15 protein-coding genes and 1 pseudogene are annotated in these 19,520 nt (G+C 65.0%); 14 read left to right on the top strand and 2 right to left on the bottom strand.

From position 1 onward, the window contains the following. The first annotated feature begins 15 nt into the window (after positions 1-15). The 14 genes from tssF (at position 16) to C998_RS0111255 (ending at position 18,583) form a co-directional block, all read left to right on the top strand. The gene (tssF, locus tag C998_RS0111190; protein ID WP_018870956.1) at positions 16-1,779 is read left to right on the top strand and encodes a type VI secretion system baseplate subunit TssF; all 1,764 of its coding nucleotides are present in this window, start codon (positions 16-18) and stop codon (positions 1,777-1,779) included. Then, on the top strand, positions 1,743-2,762 hold the full coding sequence (gene tssG, locus C998_RS0111195) for a type VI secretion system baseplate subunit TssG (protein WP_026279587.1): 1,020 nt from the start codon (positions 1,743-1,745) through the stop codon (positions 2,760-2,762). Before tssF ends, tssG begins: the two co-directional genes overlap by 37 nt. Positions 2,763-2,793: 31 nt before the next feature. Continuing rightward, positions 2,794-4,110: a type VI secretion system-associated FHA domain protein TagH gene (tagH, locus tag C998_RS0111200; RefSeq protein ID WP_018870958.1), complete on the top strand. Its 1,317-nt coding sequence runs from the start codon at positions 2,794-2,796 to the stop codon at positions 4,108-4,110. Continuing rightward, complete coding sequence (gene tssJ / locus C998_RS0111205) at positions 4,107-4,646, top strand: type VI secretion system lipoprotein TssJ (protein ID WP_081617437.1); 540 nt, start codon at positions 4,107-4,109, stop codon at positions 4,644-4,646. Before tagH ends, tssJ begins: the two co-directional genes overlap by 4 nt. Next, a complete protein-coding gene (tssK, locus tag C998_RS0111210; protein ID WP_018870960.1) occupies positions 4,646-5,983 on the top strand; it encodes a type VI secretion system baseplate subunit TssK in 1,338 nt (445 codons plus the stop codon). The genes tssJ and tssK overlap by 1 nt, the downstream gene beginning before the upstream one ends. 2 nt (positions 5,984-5,985) lie before the next feature. Then, positions 5,986-6,798, top strand: a complete 813-nt coding sequence (gene icmH / locus C998_RS0111215; protein WP_231364983.1) for a type IVB secretion system protein IcmH/DotU — start codon at positions 5,986-5,988, stop codon at positions 6,796-6,798. 1 nt (position 6,799) lies between these two features. Beyond that, on the top strand, positions 6,800-9,403 hold the full coding sequence (gene tssH, locus C998_RS0111220; protein ID WP_018870962.1) for a type VI secretion system ATPase TssH: 2,604 nt from the start codon (positions 6,800-6,802) through the stop codon (positions 9,401-9,403). Further along, positions 9,378-10,994: a sigma-54-dependent Fis family transcriptional regulator gene (locus C998_RS0111225; RefSeq protein ID WP_231363069.1), complete on the top strand. Its 1,617-nt coding sequence runs from the start codon at positions 9,378-9,380 to the stop codon at positions 10,992-10,994. Before tssH ends, C998_RS0111225 begins: the two co-directional genes overlap by 26 nt. Then, positions 10,991-11,632, top strand: a complete 642-nt coding sequence (gene vasI, locus C998_RS0111230; protein ID WP_231363070.1) for a type VI secretion system-associated protein VasI — start codon at positions 10,991-10,993, stop codon at positions 11,630-11,632. The genes C998_RS0111225 and vasI overlap by 4 nt, the downstream gene beginning before the upstream one ends. Beyond that, positions 11,620-13,074, top strand: coding sequence for a type VI secretion system protein TssA (gene tssA / locus C998_RS0111235; protein WP_231364984.1), 1,455 nt, complete (start codon positions 11,620-11,622; stop codon positions 13,072-13,074). Before vasI ends, tssA begins: the two co-directional genes overlap by 13 nt. Before the next feature lie 25 nt (positions 13,075-13,099). After that, the gene (tssM, locus tag C998_RS0111240; RefSeq protein WP_018870966.1) at positions 13,100-16,747 is read left to right on the top strand and encodes a type VI secretion system membrane subunit TssM; all 3,648 of its coding nucleotides are present in this window, start codon (positions 13,100-13,102) and stop codon (positions 16,745-16,747) included. Then, positions 16,731-17,321, top strand: a complete 591-nt coding sequence (locus C998_RS0111245; protein ID WP_018870967.1) for a GNAT family N-acetyltransferase — start codon at positions 16,731-16,733, stop codon at positions 17,319-17,321. Before tssM ends, C998_RS0111245 begins: the two co-directional genes overlap by 17 nt. A 320-nt stretch (positions 17,322-17,641) precedes the next feature. Then, positions 17,642-18,160, top strand: a complete 519-nt coding sequence (locus C998_RS0111250) for an Hcp family type VI secretion system effector (protein ID WP_018870968.1) — start codon at positions 17,642-17,644, stop codon at positions 18,158-18,160. A gap of 126 nt (positions 18,161-18,286) precedes the next feature. After that, a complete protein-coding gene (locus tag C998_RS0111255; protein WP_024329552.1) occupies positions 18,287-18,583 on the top strand; it encodes a type VI secretion system PAAR protein in 297 nt (98 codons plus the stop codon). Here the strand turns inward: C998_RS0111255 and C998_RS15055 are convergent. Then, the gene (locus C998_RS15055; protein WP_018870970.1) at positions 18,540-19,193 is read right to left on the bottom strand and encodes a hypothetical protein; all 654 of its coding nucleotides are present in this window, start codon (positions 19,191-19,193) and stop codon (positions 18,540-18,542) included. The genes C998_RS0111255 and C998_RS15055 overlap by 44 nt on opposite strands. Before the next feature lie 16 nt (positions 19,194-19,209). Beyond that, a pseudogene (locus tag C998_RS15060) lies at positions 19,210-19,520 on the bottom strand (hypothetical protein); the annotation flags it as partial.

Consider the following 19,520-nt stretch of genomic DNA (forward strand, 5'->3'; position numbering starts at 1 on the left):
GGCCGGGTTTGAGTGATGCTGAACCGTTACTACAGGGACGAGCTGAACTTCCTGCGGGAGCAGGGCCGCGAGTTCGCCGAGGCCTACCCTCAGCTGAGCCGTTTCCTTTCCGAGCGTGGAACGGATCCGGACGTGGAGCGCTTGCTCGAGGGCTTTGCCTTTCTGACCGGGCGCATGCGCGAGAAGGTCGAGGACGAGTTTCCGGAACTCACTCACTCGCTGATCAACACCTTGTGGCCGAACTACCTGCGGCCGGTGCCCAGCATGACGATCGTGCGGTTCACTCCGGTGTGGCAGGCATTGACCGGGGCCTACCGCATCCCGCGGGGCACCATGCTGTCCAGTGTTCCGGTGGAGGGTACCGAGTGCCGGTTCCGAACCAGCCATGACGTCACCCTGAACCCGTTGGAGGTGGTGGAGGTGGAAGACCTCCACTCGGGCAATTCCTCGGAGCTGACCCTCCACCTGCGTGTGCATGGAGACCAGCCGCTGGATGCGGTCGCTCCCGAGTCCATGCGGTTCTACCTTGGTGGCGACGAATATTCGGCGCGGATGCTCTACCTCTGGCTCCAGCATTACCTGGAAGACCTGCACCTGTGGATCGATGGCGAGCAACACAGATTGTCCGTTGACGCCATTGGGCCGGTGGGGTTCGAACGGGATCAGGCCGTCTTGCCGTATCCGAGGAACAGTTTCGAGGGTTACCGGATTCTGCAGGAGTATCTGTGCCTTCCGGACGCGTTCCGGTTTGTCGCAGTGAAAGGTGTGAGCTCCAGTTGCCCGAGCCGGGCGGCAGAGGAGGTGAGGTTGGTGTTCCGATTCTCGCGAAGCCTTCCGTCCGATGTGCGTCCGGGGGTCGACAATTTTCAGCTGCACTGTACGCCGGCCGTGAACCTGTTCGAGATGGATGCGGACCCGGTCGATCTGACCGGTCAGCGGAGCGAGTACAGGATAACGCCCAGCAGTCGAAACCCGGGGCATTACGAAGTGTTCAGCGTCGACGAGGTGGAGGGCTGGCTGACCGAGGCGGACGGGCGCTTTCGTGGAAAGCCCAGGCGTTATTTCCCCTTCGAAAGTTTCCAGCATCAGCTGGAGCGGGATCGCGGCGGGGAATCGTTGTTCTATCGGGTGCGCACGCGCGAGAGCATGCGAAATGATGGCTTCGACCACGACATCTCCTTTGTGCGCGGCGACGAGGTCCAGCGACTGGGAGACCGGGAAACCGTCTCGTTGCGGCTCACCTGTACCAACCGGCGCCTCCCTGAGGCACTGACGGTCGGGGACGTGACGACATACGCCGACGACTCGCCGGCCATGGCCACGGTAAGCAACATCACGGCACCCACGCCGCGGCTGCAGCCACGCCTGGATGACGGCCTGCTGTGGACGCTGCTGTCGAACCTGGCCCTCAACTATCTCTCGTTGCTGAGCACGGATGCTCTCCGCTCGGTATTGCGGGCCTACGATTTCCGGTCGTTTGCAGACCGTCAGGCGGAGCGAGTCTCGCAAAATCGGCTGGCCGGGATTCGTTCGATTCGGACGGAAGCGGCGGACCGACTGTTCCAGGGGTTGCCGGTTCGGGGTTTGCGTTCGGTTGTGGAACTGGACGAAGACGCCTTTGGGGATGAAGGGAGCCTTTATCAGTTTGGCTCGGTTCTGGCCAGGTTTCTGGGGTTGTACGCGAGCATCAACTCGTTTCACGAGTTGCAGGTCATTAATCGGAAAAGCGAGCAGAGCTACACATGGAAGTGGCAGCCCGGACAACAACCGCTGATGTAGTGCCCGAGGCCCTTCGGGACCGCGCGCATCACTACGACTTCTTCCAGTTGGTGGAGCTGTTGTTTCGCGTGCGCGGGGAGAACCCCGACCCGAAGGTGGACACGCGGCCTGTCGTCCGTGGCCTTCGGTTCTGTGTTTCGCCCTCGTTGGGATTTCCCGGAAGTGATGTCGTTCGTCTGGGGCATTGCGATCGGCGCGGCTATTCGCTGGAAGTGGGGTTCATGGGGTTGCATGGCGCGCAGTCACCCCTGCCCGGTTACTACCTGGAACAGGTAGCGCAGGCGCGCGCTCACGACGAGGGGGCTGCGGCGGACCTTCTGGATTTTTTCCATCACCGCCTGCTGACACTTTTCCATTTCTCGTGGCGAAAGTACCGCCATCACATCCGCTACGAGGACGGTGCAGGTGACGGATTCTCGGCGGTGCTGTTTGCGCTGACCGGCCTCGCGGACGAGGGCATGCGCGGCGAGACGCCGATCAACTGGAGCAAGATGCTGGCGTATGCCGGCCTGGTGGCGGGGCGCTCCCGGGCTCCGGAAGTCGTGGGGGGAATCCTTGCGCATTACTTCGACCTCGAGCAGGTGACGGTGCTTCCCTGGTGTGCCCGATCGGTGCAGATATCGCCCGATCAACGTAGTCGTTGTGGTGTCGCCGGTATGCGGCTGAACCAGGATTTCACCATCGGAGAGCGGGTGCGCGACATCAACGGGAAGTTTGTGATCCGCATTGCCGGACTGAGTCGCACACGAATGAGCGATTTTCTCCCCAGTGGCAGGGAGTTCCGCGTATTGAAGTCGCTGGTGGATTTCCTCCTGCGTGAACCGCTCGCGTATGACCTGGAGCTGGAACTGCAGCCAGAGGAGGTCGATGGCATGCGGCTTTCCTGCCCGAAAACGAGTCAATTGGGATGGACCAGTTTTCTCTCTCCACGAACGGAAGCGATGCGCCAGAGGCGGCGTGTCCGTATACAGACAAGGGAGTGATGTGGTGGCGGAACGACCGACGGAACTGACCATGGTAGTAACCAATCCGGAAGTGCTCGATGGTCAGTGCAGCAGTAGCCATGTCTTCGGTACGGATGGCGGTTGCATTGGCAGCGATGAGGGTGCCTGTGATTGGTGGCTGCCCGACACGGCGGGGCGAGTCAGCGGAGTACATGCCTTTGTCGGATACGAGGACGGCAGGTTCATCCTGCAGGCAGAAGGTGGCGACACCTGCATCAACAATGGAAGACAGCCGCTGGGGCGAGATCAGAAGGTATCGCTGTCCGATGGGGACACTCTGGTGATCGGCGATTACCACGTTCGTGTTCATGCCGGAAGCGGGAACGAGTATGTCGGGATCTCCGCTTTGGCCGGGGCGCTGACCGGAGGTCCCGAGGCGGTCATGACGGCGGATGGCGGGCCGTTGATGGCGGAGAAGGCGGATGACGCAGGCGACCCGTTGGTCGCGTTGGGTGGGCAGTCCGATCCGGGCCGGCATGTGGATGATCCGATCAAGGCATTGCAGGGGGCTATGGAGGGCAACGAAAAGAGTGGTTCGGTCAACGGAGAGTGGACGGGGCCGGACGGCGGCCGCGACCTTCGGTCCAGGGAGGAGTGTGCCATGATGAGTCCGGCGCAACCCCGGTCCACGGAAGCACGCGAAGACGAACTGAAGGCGCTGGAGCAATCGGTGGGGGCCCACCTGGAGGAACGATGGTCGGGGCCGGAAACGGCGACCGCGACCGCGGGCGCCGCCGGTGGCGCGAGTATCCAGCCCTTGCTCGGAGCGTTGGGTGTGAACCTGGAATTCCGTGACGCGGATGAGCAAAGAGAGTTTCTGGCGCTCGTCGGCGAGACCGTGAAGGCGACGGTGACCGGCTTGTGCGAACTCCACCGTGCCCGGCATGAGTCCCGATATCCGTTGCGCGACCGTCGCCTGCAGCCGATTGAAGATAATCCGTTGCGTTTGGGCCAGGACTATGACGAAACGGTCCGGACGATGTTTTCTTCCGATCGGAGTCCGGTGCATCTCGCGCCGGCGGCGGCGGTGTCAGAGTCGCTGGAGCTCATGAGCCGGCATCAGCAGGCAATGGAAACCGCAATCAGTGCCGGGCTGCAGACGCTGCTGTCGGCGTTCGAGCCGGACACCCTGCAGCGTCGGTTCGCGGCATATCGAACCGGAGACGACGCAGAGGCCCGTGGCGACGGTTGGTCATGGCGCATGTACCGCCACTATTTCGCGGAGTTGAATTCCGATCGGCAACAGGGCTTTGCAAAGCTGTTCTGGGAGGTGTTCGAACAGGCGTATGACCAGTCGGTGCGGAGTCGGCAAGGGGAGACGAAATGATCTCCTGCCGGGGGTGTCGGTTGCTGGTGTGGGTGATTTTTGCAGTTTTTGTAAGCGGATGTGCAACGCCATTGGAAACGGCAGGAAAGCTGGGGCAGGTGATCTGGGACCCGTCCGTTCCGGTAGGCCATCCGGAAGACCAGCCTTCTGCGGTACGCCTGAGCCTGGTGGCCGACGAGGACGTCAATCCCAACAGCGAAGGCGAAGGTACACCGCTGATGTTTCGCGTGATGCAACTGAAGGATGACTCAATGCTCATGGCCGCAAGCTATGAGGAGCTCGAGGAAGAGCTCGAAGACGCGCTCGGGACCAATTATCTGGACCACGACGACTTCACCCTGTTGCCAGGCCAGTTCAAGAGTTTTTTTCTGGATGAACTGGACTCGGATGCCCGCTACATCGGTTTGGTGGCGTATTACGCGATGCCGGATGAAGCGCAGTGGAAAAAGGCCCTGCGCGTTGAACCGCGAGGCCTCGACTACAACCTTCTCGTGCATTTGCGCAGGCACGAAGCCGACCTTAAGGACGAGGACTGATGGTGTGTCGAAATCGAGTAGTCTGGCGTGAAGGCGACTTCATCAAGCCGCAGCATTTCCAGCAACAGCAACGCAGCCTTGAAGGGGTGGTCAATCTCCGGCTCGAGGCGGCTTGCGCCTATGACCACGGGTTCGTGGAGCTGTCGCTCAACCAGGAGTTTCTCGGGTTCGGCCGGGTGGCACTGACCCGGGCACGTGGCGTGTTGCCGGACGGGACAACCTTCGACATTCCCGGGGATGACCTGGAGCCGGAGCCGCTGGAGGTCACGGAGGCGAGTGCTGCCAACCAGCATGTCTATCTTGCGCTTCCGCTTGCGCGCGACAGCGTGGCCGAGGTGGCGGACACCGATCAGCCGGAATACGAAGGTCGGTTTCGGCGGGAGCCGCGCGAAATCCGCGACCTGCACTCCCGCGGGGGCGATGCCACGGAACTGTCCGTGGCAAGGGTGGCCCCAAGGCTGCTGTTGGAGCGCGATGATCGCAGTGGTTATGCCTGCCTGGCGCTGGCCCGGATCCTCGAGCTCCGTCCGGATGGCGGGCTGGTTCTGGATCCCCATTTTGTCCCGACGGCGCTGAGTACCCGGGTGGCCCCGAGCCTGCAGCGCTTTCTCGGCGAGATGGCCGGCCTGATGCAGGAGCGAGCCAGGAACGTCGCGCAGCGTCTCGCAGCTCCCGAGCAGGCGGGTGTTGCCGATGTCTCGGATTTCATGCTTCTGCAACTGCTCAACCGTCTTCAGCCCCGGTTCCTGCACCTGGCCCGGCATCGCCGTCTGCATCCGGAAACGCTGTATGCCTGCATGCTGGAGGCCTGCGGCGAACTGGCGACCTTCACGGACGAGTCGCGTCTTCCGCGGACCTATCCACCCTACGACCATGACCACCCGGACGACTCGTTGCGGGCGCTCATGCAGGGACTGCGCCTGGCCTTGTCGACCGTGCTGGAAGCCCGGGCCGTGTCGATTCCGCTGGAGCATCGCCGCTATGGCCTGATGGTTGCGCCCTTGAGCGACCCGGGGCTGCTGGAGGAGGCGGAGTTCATTGTTGCCGTGCACGCCGATATGCCGGTGGAGGAACTGCGTCGCCTGTTCGTGCAGCAGACCAAGGTGGCCAGCATTGAACGCATCACGGACCTGGTGAGCCTGCAGTTGCCGGGCGTGCCGCTGGTCCCGTTGCCCGTGGCGCCACGGCAGCTTCCATACCACGCAAGCCACATCTACTTCCAGCTCGACCGGCGTAGTGAGGCATGGTCGACGTTGTCCGGCGGTAGCGGCTTTGCATTTCACGTCGGCGGGAAATTCCCGGGGCTGGATATCCAGTTCTGGGCGATCAGGAGCTAGCGATGACGGCTATCGCGGAAAGTCTGAAGGATCAGGGAAGGGTGTCCGGCGAGAGAGACCCCGGAGCCACGGTGAAGCCGGGCATGCTGGATGGCGACGAGGCATTGGTGTTCCGCCTGCGCGGATACAGCCTCAATCCACTGGTCGATGCGGCCAGCCCTCTTTTTGGACTGGTAATCCGGGTTCGGCAGCTGGAGTGGCTGGGAGACAGCGAAGCCCTGTATCGCCAGGTGGTGGAGGAGATCCGCTCCATCGACATCGAGCTCACGGAGCAGGGCTACGACAGACCAACCGTGCTGGCGTATCGCTATGTCCTGTGTTCGTTCGTCGACGAGGCGGTGATGAGCACCTCATGGGGCGGGCAGAGCGACTGGGCGGAACATTCGCTGCTGGCCCGTTTTCATGACGAGACCTGGGGAGGGGAGAAGGTCTTTTCCATCCTCGCACGGCTTCAACAGGAACCGCAGCGGTACGAAGGACTGCTGACTTTCATTTATGTATGTCTTTGTTTGGGCTTCGAGGGGCGTTATCGCATTCAGCCTGAAAGACACGACGAGTATCAACGTATCGTCAAGGCGCTGGGGGATCAGCTGTCGTCCCTGCACGAAACCAGTGAAGAAGCACTGACGGATCCGGAACGGCATGTGACGCGAAGTCGCTGGAACTCGCGCGGTGAGTTTCCCGTGTGGATGATCGTTGGACTTTTTGCTGTGGTGTCTGTGGGCCTTTATCTGGCGATGTCCTGGTCCCTCGGTCAGCAGGCGAGTGAAGTCAGCGCCCTCGTGGCGCAATGGTTCGAACAAAAAGGGAATTGACATGCTCAAGGTAGAGCTCGGCGCACTTCTCAAGCGTCTGCATCCGGTCGCACGGCAGGGCCTGGAGGCCGCGGCCGGTTTGTGTATTGAACAGCGCGCACCGGAGGTGAGTGCTGCGCATGTGCTGGCAGCGTTCCTCGATCAGCCCTTGTGCGACGTCCGCTGCCTGCTGGGCGATGCCCTCGGGGAGGTTTCGGAGCTGCGCGGCCGGTTGCTGGCCGCAGCGGCGCCCATGCGTCCGGAAGAGGAGGGCACACCGGCTTTTTCGCCGACGCTGGTCGCCCTTCTGCAGGATGCCTGGCTGATGGCCAGCACGGAGCTGGAGCATAGTCAACTGCGCAGCGGCGCCATCCTGCTCGCCTTGCTGCAGTACCCGGACCGCTACCTCGATCACGACAACGCGTATCGGATGGCGGCCGTCGATCGCCATGCACTGTTGCGCGATTTCGACCGGCTTGTCGCCGGGTCCGCGGAGCAGCCCCGGAAGGAGGGCGCCGAAGCGGTTGCCGCCAGCGGGGATGACAGTGCGCTGGGGCGTTTTACCCATTCCCTGACCGAACAGGCCCGCGAAGGTGAACTGGATCCGGTGCTCTGTCGGAATCTCGAAATCGACCAGATGATCGACATCCTGGTCCGACGCCGGAAGAACAACCCCGTGGTGGTCGGTGATGCGGGCGTGGGCAAGAGCGCGCTCGTTGAAGGACTCGCCCTTCGCATTGTCGAGGGCAAGGTGCCCGCGTCACTGCAGGAAGTGGATTTGCGGATGCTGGATCTCGGGGCCCTGCAGGCCGGCGCCGCGATGAAGGGCGAGTTCGAGAAACGCCTGAAGGCAGTGATACGGGAAGCGGCGGAGGCACGGTGCCCGGTGCTGCTGTTCATCGACGAGGCGCACACCCTGATCGGGGCCGGGAACCCGGAGGGTTCGGGAGATGCTGCCAATCTGCTGAAGCCGGCCCTGGCCCGCGGGGAGCTGCGGACGATCGCCGCTACCACCTGGCGCGAATACAAGAAATACATCGAGAAGGATCCGGCGCTGGCGCGCCGCTTCCAGCCCGTCAGCGTGGCCGAGCCGACTCCGGAGCAGGCGCTGGTGATCCTTCGCGGGTTGCGGGATGTATACGAAGAGAGCCATGGCGTTGTCATCGGCGAAAGTGCCCTCCGGGCGGCGGCGGAGTTGTCGGCACGTTACCTCGCCGGGCGACAGCTGCCCGACAAGGCGATCGAGGTGCTGGACACCGCTTGTGCAAGAGTGGCCCGGGCGTTGCAGTCGCCTCCGCGGGGACTGGTTCACCTGGATAGCGAGGTTCTCGCGATGGAGCGGGAGATGGACCAGGTGCAGCGGGAGCGACTGCTGGGGCGTGCGGATGCGGGGGATCGCGAGGCGGAACTGTCGCGGGATCTTGCGGAGCTCCGGGCCAGGCGCACCGAACTCGATGCGGCATGGCAGGAACAGCGTGAAAAGGTTCGGGCGATCCTGGACCTGCACTCCCCGCTGCTGAGCGAAGCGGCGGGGCAGGACGGCGAGCGCGATGCGGCGGCCGCAAGGCTTGCGCAATTCGAACGCGGGCTCGAGGCGCTGCAGACGCGCCATGCCCTGGTCAGCGCGACGGTCGAGGCGCCCCGGGTTGCAGAAGTGATCGAGGACTGGACAGGCGTTCCGGTGGATCGCATGAGCGACGACGAGCTCGGCCGTCTGACGCGGCTTCCCGCTCTGCTTGGCGAACCTATCAAGGGACAGGACGCAGCCATCGAACAGCTTCACCGGCACCTGTTGACCGCGCGCGCGGACCTGCGCCGGCCGGGGCGTCCACTGGGGGCGTTCCTGCTGGTGGGGCCGAGCGGTGTCGGGAAGACCGAGACGGTCCATCAGGTCGCCGAGCAGCTTTACGGGGGGCGACAGTTCCTGACCACCATCAACCTGTCGGAGTATCAGGAGAAGCACAGTGTTGCGCGGCTGATCGGTTCGCCGCCGGGCTATGTCGGTTTCGGCGAAGGCGGGCTGCTTACCGAGGCCCTCCGCCAGCGTCCGTACTCCGTGGTACTGCTGGACGAGGCCGAGAAGGCACACCCCGACGTCCTGAACCTGTTCTATCAGGCATTCGACAAGGGGGAACTCAGTGACGGTGAAGGTCGCTGTATCGACTGTCGCAACGTTCTGTTTTTCCTTACTTCCAACCTTGGGTATGAACAGATTGTGCGGCATCACGCGGAACCGGAGGCCCTGGAGCAGGCGCTTTATCCGGAGCTCGCCGCGTTCTTCAAGCCCGCCTTGCTGGCCCGGATGGAGATCGTTCCTTACCGGCCGTTGTCCGACAGCACCCTCGAGGAGATCGTTACGGCGAAACTCGATGGCCTGGTGACGCGTATCCGGCGGCAGCATGCGGGTGCCGAAATCGAGGTGGCGCCGGCGTTGCCGCAGGCCATCTGCCGGCGGGCGCGGCGAAGCGAGAACGGTGCCCGCATGCTCGAATCCGTCATCGAAGGCGAGCTGTTGCCGCCGGTGTCGTTGAAGCTGCTGGAGCATCTGGCCCGCAAGGAAACGATCCAGCGCATGGAACTCGGAATTGACCCGGAGAGCGGTGAATTCCGCGCTGATATCGCCTGACGACACGCCGCGATTGCACGCAACCGTGACTCTCGAATCTGACATGCAGGCGAACGGCCATGTCGTCGGCGGGCTTGTGTCGGTGGTTCCACTGGTGGAAAGCCGATCACCCGAACAGTTGCGCCGACGCACGGCCCGTTTGCTCGAGGAAACCGTGCCGACCGGCTGGGTTCGTCTCCTGGCGCTGGATGCCAGCGGGCGGTGGATGTCTGCCGACGCCAACGCGGCGCGCTACGCCTGCGATGACTTCCGGCATCCCTATGCGCATGTGGTCCGGTCCGGGCGTACGTTGCAAGCACGCGTGGCGGACCTGCGAGGGCGCATGGATGACCCGGAGTTTCGGGCCGATATCGAGGATCTGCCCGGCGACTGGGAGATCGAGTGCCGGCCGCTGCGTGGAGAAGCGGCCGGAAACGACTGGCTGGGAGTCATGGCGCTCGCGGGTCCCACGGGCCGCTTGCGGGCGCTGCGGGCCGCTCCGGACCTTGGTGCGCTGGAGCGGCTTGTCAGCACCACCTGGTACAGGCTGCTCAACCAGGCGCGAGCGCACCGCCGTGACGAGGATCTGCGCCATTCCCTGAACCGCCTGCAACAGGACTCCCGGGCCCGTTCCCTGGAACAGGCGCTTGGCCGCCGACTGATCGGGGGGTCGCCGGCCATGGCCGAACTGAGATCCCGTGTGATCCGCGCGGCGGAAACCAGGCTCGCGGTCCTCCTGCAGGGCGAGACCGGGACCGGAAAGGAGCACGTCGCACGGGCAATCCACGAATTCTCGGCGCGGCGTGAAAAGGCATTTGTGGCGATCAATTGCGCTGCCATCCCGGAGGCGCTGCTCGAATCGGAGTTGTTCGGCCACCTGCGTGGGGCCCACTCCGGGGCGACGCACGATCGCGCCGGTCTGCTGGCCGAGGCGGACGGGGGGACCCTGTTTCTGGACGAGATCGGCGACATGCCGTCGGCGCTGCAAGCGAAGCTGCTGCGGGTGCTGGAGAGTGGCCGGTATCGTCCGCTGGGCGGGGGGCGGGAGCACGAGGTGGATGTCCGTCTTGTATCCGCAACCCACCAGCCGCTGGTAGAGCTTATCCGCGATCGGCGTTTCCGGGCCGACCTCTACTACCGGCTGAACCAGTTCCCCCTCCATCTCCCGCCGTTGCGGGAGCGTCGGGAGGATATTGACGAGCTGGCCCGGCATTTCGTCGACGAATTCGCCGCGCGCGAGGGACGGGACGGCATCAGTATCAGCCACGAAGCCCTCGCCTGTCTGGAGGGGTATGAGTTCCCCGGGAACCTGCGCGAGCTGCGCAATACGCTGGAATACGCCTGCGCGATGGCGAGCGAAGGCGAAGTGATCCGGCCGGAGTTGCTGCCGGTGGCAAGGGCTACGGAGCCGGTCGTCCCGGGAGCCTCCAATCCGGCGCAGGCGCCGGTCAACCTGCGGCAGGCGGTGCGCGATTACGAGGCGCGCCTGATCCGGGAGAAGCTGCGCCAGTTCGAGGGAGACCGCGCCAAGGCTGCGCTGAGCCTGGGCGTTCCGAAAAGGACGCTGGCGTACAAATGCCGGCAATTCGAGTTGGACAAGGATTTCACATGAGGCACGGAAATGCTGCACGGCTTCTGTTACTGCCGCTCGCCTGGGCGGCAGGGCTCCTGCAGGCCAGCGAGTCGGTTGGCCCGGAAGCCGTCTCCGCATGCGTGGAGATCGAAGCAAGGGCCGATCGTCTGGCCTGTTATGACGACCTCTTCCGCTCCGAATCGGGCGACCCCGGCGCGTCGCACCCGGCCCCCCCGCTGTGGGAGGTGGTCGAGCGGCAGGAAGCCCGACGCGCGACGGACGATCATCGTCTCAGTGTCGGGGAATACGAGGAGGTGGTGCTGCTCACAGCCCCGGCACTGGGTACGCCGCCGCCGCGGCCTCGGCTGGTGGTCGCCTGCTATTCGGACATTACCCATTTCCAGGTCCATCTTCCGCTACCGGCGTCGGCGGGTCGCGTCGACATGGAGCTCGTCCAGGGCGGCACCCGCATCCAGCAGACCTGGCGCGTGCGCGATGGCGGCCGGGTCGTGAGTGGGGGGCGCGGCCTGCCCGCGATCGCAACCCTGCGGCAGTTGCTGGCGGGCGGGAATCTGGAGCTGGGCAGCGAGGCGTTGCCGGCACTGGACGGGCTGCGCTTCGAGATCGACGACCTGGCCGAAGCGATTCGGCCTTTGAGGGCGAAATGTCGTTGGTAGAAGACATGGACCGGGTCGAATCCGGTGCGCACGTGGAGGCGGTGCTGGCGCCGGTGGACGGGCCCTCGGGGGTTGGTCAGGAAGTGGCCGGCAGTACCGACTACGCCTGGCTGGACGAGGAACTGATGAAGGTCGGCTCCCTGCGGCATGGCCAGATTGACTGGGCCGGCGCGGAAAGTCGCGCGATCCGGCTGCTCTGTGAAGCGGGCAAGGACATTCGGGTGCTCGCCCATCTGCTTCATTGTCTGCAGCAGGAGCGTGACCCGGCCCGCTTCGAAGTCTCGTTGCGGTTGCTCTCCGGGGCACTGGATACATGGTGGGAAAACGCCTACCCGCGACCCGGCGAGCCCGGCAAGGCTCTGCGCCGGAAACTGTTCGGCACCATCATGCAGCGCGCCGTTCACTTGGCCGCCGGTCTCCCGGCCGGCACGAAATGCGGGTACAAAGAGCACCTCGACATACTCGAGCAATTGCAGGAGAAGGCGCGGGCGGCGGGATTGCCGGTCGACCCCCTGGAGGAGCTGGAACAAACGCTGACCCGTCTCGCGGCGGCAGCGCCCGAGGGCCCAGGGGAGCTGGAGGAGGAGCACGGACCAACGCCTCCCGAGCGGGCCCCATTGTCCGCGGATCAAGGCTCCGCGCTGGCCGGAATCGAGCTGCGCACCGGGGACGAACGCGGGCAACGGGAAGCGCTGCTTCGCATGGCCGATCATCTGGCCGCTCAGGCGCCCGATCAGCCCATCGGCTATCGGCTGCGTCGCTACGCGGTGTGGGCGCCGATCGACGGTGTTCCCGCGACCCGTGACGGTCAACGTACCGAGCTGGCGGCCGTGGCCGCCGACCGCATGGCGGAGTATCGCGAAGGGGCGGAGCGCGGTGGCAACCACGCCCTCTGGCAGCGACTGGAGAAAAGTCTGGCGGTCAGCCCCTTCTGGCTCGAGGGGCAGCGTCTCAGTGCAACGCTGGCGCAGCGCCTGGGGTTCGATGACTGCGCCGATGCGATTCACGAGGAAACCGTCCGATTCGTAACCAGGCTACCCGGGCTTGTGGAACTGCAGTTCAGCGACGGGACCGCGTTCGCGGATGAAACCACGCGCCAGTGGCTGGCCCGGGCGGGCGGGACGGAAAGCAGCGGACTGCCGGCAGCGGATGCTCCATGGCAGCAGGCCCTTGCAGAGGCGCGCTCCTGCCTGGACCAGGACGATGGTCTGAACACCGCACTCTCCATTCTCGACCGCGGGCTGGCGGCAGCCAGGTCTCCGCGTGACGAGGCCTATTGGCGTCTTGCCAGCGCCGACCTGCTTGGGGAAGCCGGGCTGGAGGCTCTGTCCCGGCAGCAGTACCGGGCGGTACAGGCCGTGATCGAGGACCTCGCACTGGAACACTGGGAACCCCAGCTCGTTCAGCGCCTGAAGGCGGCCGGTGCAGGCTGTCGGAACTAATCGGAAAAACACGCAGGAAGCACACATGTGGAATCACGCAAGGAAAGGCATCTCCCGCTTCGCACGGAGCATCTTCAAGCCGTCCGCCATCGGTGGGGCCGGGAAGGCGGCGGGTCAGGGGGGCGGCTCCGGCAAGCTCTGGTTCTGGTTGCTCGTGGCGATGCTGGCTGCAGTGCTGGCCGTGATCTGGATATGGGGGCCGGCCTGGCAGGTGGGCGACAGCCACCCGCTAGCACCCTGGCCGAACCGGCTCGCGGTGATTCTGGCCGTGGTCGCAACGGTGCTCGTGATATGGGGTGTGCGTCTGGCCGCCCGTTTGAAGGCGGTTGACGAGGAACGCAGACAGGCTGACCAGCCCGACCCGGTAGCCCTTGCGGTGGAGCACCAGACCCAGGGCCTGGCCCGCTGGCTTAAACAGCTGCGCGGACACCTCGGGCGGCGCCGCCGGGCCATGTATTCTCTCCCCTGGTACATGGTGCTGGGCCCGGACGACAGCGGAAAGACCAGCCTGATCAATCGGTCGGGATTGCGTTTCGCGCTGACCCGGACGGTGCTGCAGCCGGAGGAGGATGAAGGCAGCGGTCGGCGTGTGGACTGGTGGGTGAGTGATCAGGCGGTGCTGGTCGAGCCTGGAGAGGGCCTGCTCGAACACGATTCCGGAAGGGATGAAAACGCGATGGACGCGGTGTCCCAAGGGCTCTGGTCCAACCTGGTTGACTGGATCCGGGTCCAGCGGCCCCGGCGCCCCCTGGACGGGGTCCTGCTGGTGCTGGATCTTTCGTGGCTGGCGTCGGCCAACCCTTCAAAGCGCCGTCAACAGGCCGAGATGGTCCGCGGACGCTTGCAGGATCTGACAACCCGCTATCGGAGCCGGGTGCCGGTCTACGTGGTCCTGACCAAGATGGACGGTCTTTTCGGGTTTGACGAATTCTTCCGTCATTACGGCCGGGATGCCCGCAGCGAGCCACTGGGCTTCTCCTTCGAGCCCGGAGTCGCGGACCAGCCCGATCACTGGGAGCAGGCCTTCGCCAAAGAGTACGAAGGGATGGTCCAGCGCATCGACCGAAGGCTTCTGAACTGGCTGGCGGAGTCGCGGGACCGTTCCGAACGGGAGGCGGTGTTCCGTTTCTCCCGCCAGCTGGCGGGGCTGGGCGAGGTGCTGCGCGAGACCCTCCAGGAAGCACTCAGCGCCCGACGATACGCCACGGAACCGCAGGTACGCGGAGTGTATTTCACGTCCGTGTATCAACAGGGCGTGCCGGTGGACCCCTTTGCGGAAACGGCAAGCGCGCGTTATCGCATGAAGGGCGAAGCGCGTCCGGCATACAGGGCGGCGCGCTCGGTCGCGTATTTTTCCGAACAGCTTCTCCAGCGCGTGGTGTTTCCCGAGGCGGGGTTGGTCGGAGAAACGGCCGATGCTGTCGCGAAGCGTCGTACGGTGCACCGGGCAACGATTGCGCTGTGCCTGGGCGGCGGTCTGGCGCTGGTGCTGGGCTGGGGTCATTTCTACCAGAAGAACGCCCTTGCCCTGCAGGCGGTGGAAGCCAAGGCCCATGGGCTGATGGACGTACAGCCCTCGGTGATGCAGCGTGACGACCCCACCGGGCAAAGCATGGTTGATCTGCTGGACCGGATGCGCGATGCGACTGCGGTTTTCGGTGACTATCGACAGCGCTGGCCGGCCGTGGCGGATATGGGCCTGTATCAGGGGTATACCGTGGGCCGGATGGTCGATCAGGCCTATCTGGACATGTTGCAGTACCACTTCCTGCCCGCGGTGATGATCGGTATTGCGGACGAGATGAACACCGCGGCGCCCGGCAGCAACGAACAGCTCACCCGATTGCGGATTCTCCGGATGATCTCCGATGCCAGCGGCCGCCAGCCGGAGCGCGTGCATGCCTACATGGCGGATCGCTGGCAGAGACAGTTCCCCAACCAGGGTGAGCTGCAGCGCCGGCTGCTGGCCCACATGGATTACGCCATGGCCCATACGGATCTCCTCTCGGAGTGGTCGCAGGGCAACCCCCGTGCGCAGGCGGCGATGGAGCCGGTGGAGGGCAGTATTCGGGAGGCCCAGCAGGTGCTCGCGCGTCAGCCGCTTGACGAACGGGTCTATTCCCTGCTGCGCAAGCAGGGCGAGGCCCGTGGCGACGGGGCGCTGCGTCTCGACCGTCGGGTCGGACCCGGGTGGAGTACGGTCTTTCGGGCGCGGGATGGCGACGTCTCCAGCATTCGGCTCCCCGGGCTGCTGACCCGGCAGGGCTTCGAGGAAGTATTTCTGGAGGACATCGAGGAGGCCACCGAACTGGCGCTGGTGGACCTGTGGGTTCTGGGCCGACGTGACGATATCGCCTTCAGCGACCGGGATGAGGAGCGGCTCCGCGACGCGCTTCGCGAGCGCTACGTGGCCGATTACCATGTCACCTGGCGTCAGGCCCTGGACAACATCCGGCTGGTCGATTTCGAGCATGTGTCCCACGCCGTTGTGGTGATGGATGCACTATTGGGGGCGAGTCGTCCTCTGGATCGGCTGTTGCTCGAGGCGGGGCGCCATACCGATCTCTACCCGCGCCTGCCGGTGGACGACGAAGCCGCCCGCGAGGCGCTCAAGACTTCGCCGCGTTACCAGCTGGCCGGCGAGGTTGCCCGGCATTTCGAGGCCCTGCACGCCGTCGGCCGCGCCGACGAGGACGACCCGAGTGACCTGGAAAGCGCGATGGCCGCGGTGGCAGAGCTGCGGGATCACCTTCGGGCGATCGAGCAGTCCAGCGAGCCCGGGCGTACGGCCTTCCGGCACGCACGCGACCGTCTGTTGCTGTCGAGCGGTGACCCGGTGGAGGCGGTCGAGCGTCTGGCGGGGGATCTGCCGGCCCCCGTTGATCGATTCCTTGACGACCTGGCGCAACAGAGCTGGCAGCTGATCACCGCCGAGGCGATTCGTTATCTCGAGCGGCAATGGCTGGACGAAGTGGTGGCCCCTTTCGAGAGCGGTCTGGCGGGACGTTATCCCCTCGATCCGGAGGCCGACCGCGAGGCGGCACTCGAGGACTTCGAGGCATTCTTTGCGGAAGGCGGGGTGATCGATGGTTTCTTCCAGGACAAGCTGCAGCCGTTCATCGACGAGGGGCCGGAACTGCTCGAGGATGCGGATGGCGCTTCGCTGCTGAACCCCGCCGTGCTGCGGTCGGTCGAGCAGGCCCAATGGATTCGCGAAGCCTATTTCGGTCGTGATGGCCTCCTGGACGTGGAATTCACTGTAGAGCCCGTAACACTGAGCAGCGACAAGCGGCGAAGCATTCTCAACGTTGACGGACAACTCCTGGAATACCGCCACGGTGCGCCGGAAGGGGTTCGCATGATCTGGCCCAACAACCTTCGCGATACCAACGAAAGCCGGATCACCCTGGTACCGGGACAGGTCAACCGCTCGCCACGCAGTGTGTCGTTCCGCGGGGCATGGGCATGGTTCCGTCTGGTGGACCACGCCGAGATCGTCTCCGCCGGGGAAAGGGAGCTGAAACTTCGCTTCGGCGTTGATGGGGGGCACATGACCTACGAGCTCACCGCCAAGGGCTCCCGGAACCCCTTCACCCGGCCTCTGACACGGAACTACGACTTGCCGACAGCGCTTTACCACGACGGGGGAAGCCGGAATGCTGAAACGCGTTGAGGGGTGGTTCCGGCGTCGTGGCCAGGGCGATGCAACGCCCGCGGCGGCTGCCGGGGACACTGCGGCCGGGTTGGGCCTGCGCCCCGTGCCCGCGGAAATGCTGGACGCGTTTCTGGAGACCGTTCGGCTTGCCGATTACCAAGGCTGTTCTCCCTGGGTGCTGCGTGAAGAGCAACAGCTCGCAACGTTTCGGCGTGCGTTGGAGCATCTGGTCCAGAGTGGCGTTTGGCTGCAGGTTGCCGATGAGGGGGTCGAACACTGGGATGGGCGCCTGATGAGCCTGTGCCCACGCCCGACCGAGCCGCTGGGGTTCGTGCTCGCCTGCCGGCCGCAACCGGAAGCGGCGTGGCAGCTACGGTTCTTCGGCGTGCCCGAGCAGTGGCGGGGGCGGGGTTATGGCCGTCGGTTGTTAAGACAGACCCGGGAGGCCTTTCGGGGGGAACCCTGTGTCGCGCGTCTGCCTGTCGTCTGCGAAGCAGCGGCCCGTTGTCTGGAAGGTGCCGGCTTCGAGCGCCAGGGGACGGATGCAAAGGACGTAATGCATTACGAAGCACCGGCCTACTGGGGACCCTGACGGGTTTGTCCCGGTCGGGGGCATCAGGCTGCACGGCCGGCTTCCACCTGTTGCCGTTTCCGTCCCCGTCCCTCGGTGCGCAAGGGGCGGGGCGGACGGTCCGGGGCCGTGCGGCGCCCGGGTAACAAGTTGCCCGCAGGCAACATCCTGCTCGCCATGCCGGGCAAGACTTCGCCCACGGGAGGGGAGACTCGGTTGACTGGGGCGACAACTTATTGTTTTTCAGGCCGCACAAAGAACGGGGCAGCATTGGCACGGAAGCTGCTTTTCGTTTGGTGTCCTCCGGGACATTCACCAACCAACGTCACAAGGAACTGACAATGCCAACACCTTGCTACATCAGCATCCAGGGACAAACCCAGGGCAACATCACCGCTGGCGCGTTCACCCCCGATTCGGTCGGCAACATCTATGTGGAAGGGCACGAGGACGAAATGCTTGTCCAGGAGGTCAAGCACGTGGTGACTGTCCCGACCGATCCGCAATCCGGTCAGCCCTCCGGTCAGCGCGCGCACAAGCCGCTGATCGTCACCGTCGCCCTGAACAAGGCCGTGCCGCTGCTCTACAACGCCCTGGCAGCGGGTGAATCCCTGCCGTCCGTGGACCTGCGCTGGTACCGCACCTCCACGGACGGCAAGCAGGAGCATTTCTTCACCACCACGCTGACCGACGCCACCATCGTGGACATCGATCTCAGCATGCCGCACGCGCAGGACGCATCCAAGGCCGAGTTCACCCAGCTCGTGAACGTCAGCCTGGCCTATCGCAAGGTCGACTGGGAGCACACAGTGGCCGGTACCTCCGGTACCGACGACTGGCGTTCGCCCGAGGAGTCCTGATCCGGATCGAGGCCGCCCGGAAGGGCGGCCTCGACCCTCGAATCAAACGCTGTCATGGCCGCCGATGGACTCTCGTGGTGCCGGGGGCTATGCAGTCTGGATAGCCAATACAAGGGAGAAGGAACCATGTCCAAAACGATCATGGTCGTGGGAGACCTGGATACCGGGCATGACGGCTACCCGCCAACGCCCGTGATCTCGGGCAGTCCCACGGTCTTCGTCAACGGACGCCCGGTTGCGCGCGAGGGCGACCCGCTGGCCCCGCACAAGAAATCCGGCAAGTCCACCCACACCCGCAACATTGCTCCGGGCGGTTCCACGGTGCTGGTGGATGGCCGCCCTGTCGCTCTGACGGGCCACCCGGTGTCCTGTGGTGGCGTCATGGTGGGTGGGGGCGGCAGTGGCGTTGTGAGCGGATCCTGACAGTCCCACCACCGTCGGCCGGATAGGTCCGTTCGTCGGCCCACCCGGGCTGTCCGGTCCGTTCGAAGTCGGGCGTGAGCAGGTCGTCCGGCCGGGGTTCGGTGGGGCCTGGCGCGGACAGGACGCGCGGCAGGTCGTCCTCGGTGTTGCGGCGCCACTGCACGCGGACCGTGATCGTCTGTCTGTGGATGTGGTAGTGGCCGCCCCTGTGTTCGATGTCGGGCAGCGAGCGATCGATCCAGAAATAGTACTCGCGCCCGTCCGGCAGGTAGCGCTGGAATCGGGGTGTCAGGGGTTGCCCGATGGACTCCTCCGGCGCTCCGACGGGTGCATCGTTGGCCTGTTCGACGCTTCGGGTGCGAGTGCTCAGGCGGAAGGCCGCGAACGGATCCCAGTCGGGCGTCAGCCCGGGGAGGTTGCTGCGCACGGTCACGCGGCGGTTGGCGCGGTCGGCATCGTCATCGAAGCGCGCCGGCACGAGCGGCCCCGCCGAGTCCGGGTCGAGGGCGGGCGGATGCGCGGCGGAGTGGCGCAGCAGGGAGTGCGCCGTGACCTCGGACAAGGACTCGGCGCGGGCGACCGGCGGCATGGTGTCGGGTGCGAGTTGCATGTTCAACGGTACGGGCTCAGCGGCGGTAGGGCATGTTGAGTCGGTCCTGGTGTTCGTGGAGGACCTGGCTGAAGGTTTCGTCATCCATGTCGCGCCAGTAGCGCGGGGGGCGACCGGTCTGGCGGTCATGCTCGAGGGTGGTGGGGTCAAGCGGGCGAAACTCTTCCCACAGGGGGGTGTCGGGCAGGGGTTGGGAGGTGTCCATGAAGCGCTGGATCATGTCCCAGGCGGCGCGCTGGTCGACGTGGCCGGTGGCGCCGAACATGCCGGCGATGGGGACGTGGATGTCCTGGCTGTAGTGGACGAGGCTGAGGGTGTACTGGGGCA

This window comes from Thioalkalivibrio sp. ALgr3 (assembly GCF_000377325.1).
In the GTDB taxonomy this organism is placed as follows: domain Bacteria; phylum Pseudomonadota; class Gammaproteobacteria; order Ectothiorhodospirales; family Ectothiorhodospiraceae; genus Thioalkalivibrio.

Bases quoted from the DNA above. Each gene is read 5' to 3' on its own strand.
- tssF (WP_018870956.1), top strand. From the start codon at position 16: ATGCTGAACCGTTACTACAGGGACGAGCTGAACTTCCTGCGGGAGCAG.
- tssG (WP_026279587.1), top strand. From the start codon at position 1,743: ATGGAAGTGGCAGCCCGGACAACAACCGCTGATGTAGTGCCCGAGGCC.
- tagH (WP_018870958.1), top strand. From the start codon at position 2,794: ATGGTAGTAACCAATCCGGAAGTGCTCGATGGTCAGTGCAGCAGTAGC.
- tssJ (WP_081617437.1), top strand. From the start codon at position 4,107: ATGATCTCCTGCCGGGGGTGTCGGTTGCTGGTGTGGGTGATTTTTGCA.
- tssK (WP_018870960.1), top strand. From the start codon at position 4,646: ATGGTGTGTCGAAATCGAGTAGTCTGGCGTGAAGGCGACTTCATCAAG.
- icmH (WP_231364983.1), top strand. From the start codon at position 5,986: ATGACGGCTATCGCGGAAAGTCTGAAGGATCAGGGAAGGGTGTCCGGC.
- tssH (WP_018870962.1), top strand. From the start codon at position 6,800: ATGCTCAAGGTAGAGCTCGGCGCACTTCTCAAGCGTCTGCATCCGGTC.
- vasI (WP_231363070.1), top strand. From the start codon at position 10,991: ATGAGGCACGGAAATGCTGCACGGCTTCTGTTACTGCCGCTCGCCTGG.
- tssA (WP_231364984.1), top strand. From the start codon at position 11,620: ATGTCGTTGGTAGAAGACATGGACCGGGTCGAATCCGGTGCGCACGTG.
- tssM (WP_018870966.1), top strand. From the start codon at position 13,100: ATGTGGAATCACGCAAGGAAAGGCATCTCCCGCTTCGCACGGAGCATC.
- C998_RS0111245 (WP_018870967.1), top strand. From the start codon at position 16,731: ATGCTGAAACGCGTTGAGGGGTGGTTCCGGCGTCGTGGCCAGGGCGAT.
- C998_RS0111250 (WP_018870968.1), top strand. From the start codon at position 17,642: ATGCCAACACCTTGCTACATCAGCATCCAGGGACAAACCCAGGGCAAC.
- C998_RS0111255 (WP_024329552.1), top strand. From the start codon at position 18,287: ATGTCCAAAACGATCATGGTCGTGGGAGACCTGGATACCGGGCATGAC.
- C998_RS15055 (WP_018870970.1), bottom strand. From the start codon at position 19,193: ATGCAACTCGCACCCGACACCATGCCGCCGGTCGCCCGCGCCGAGTCC.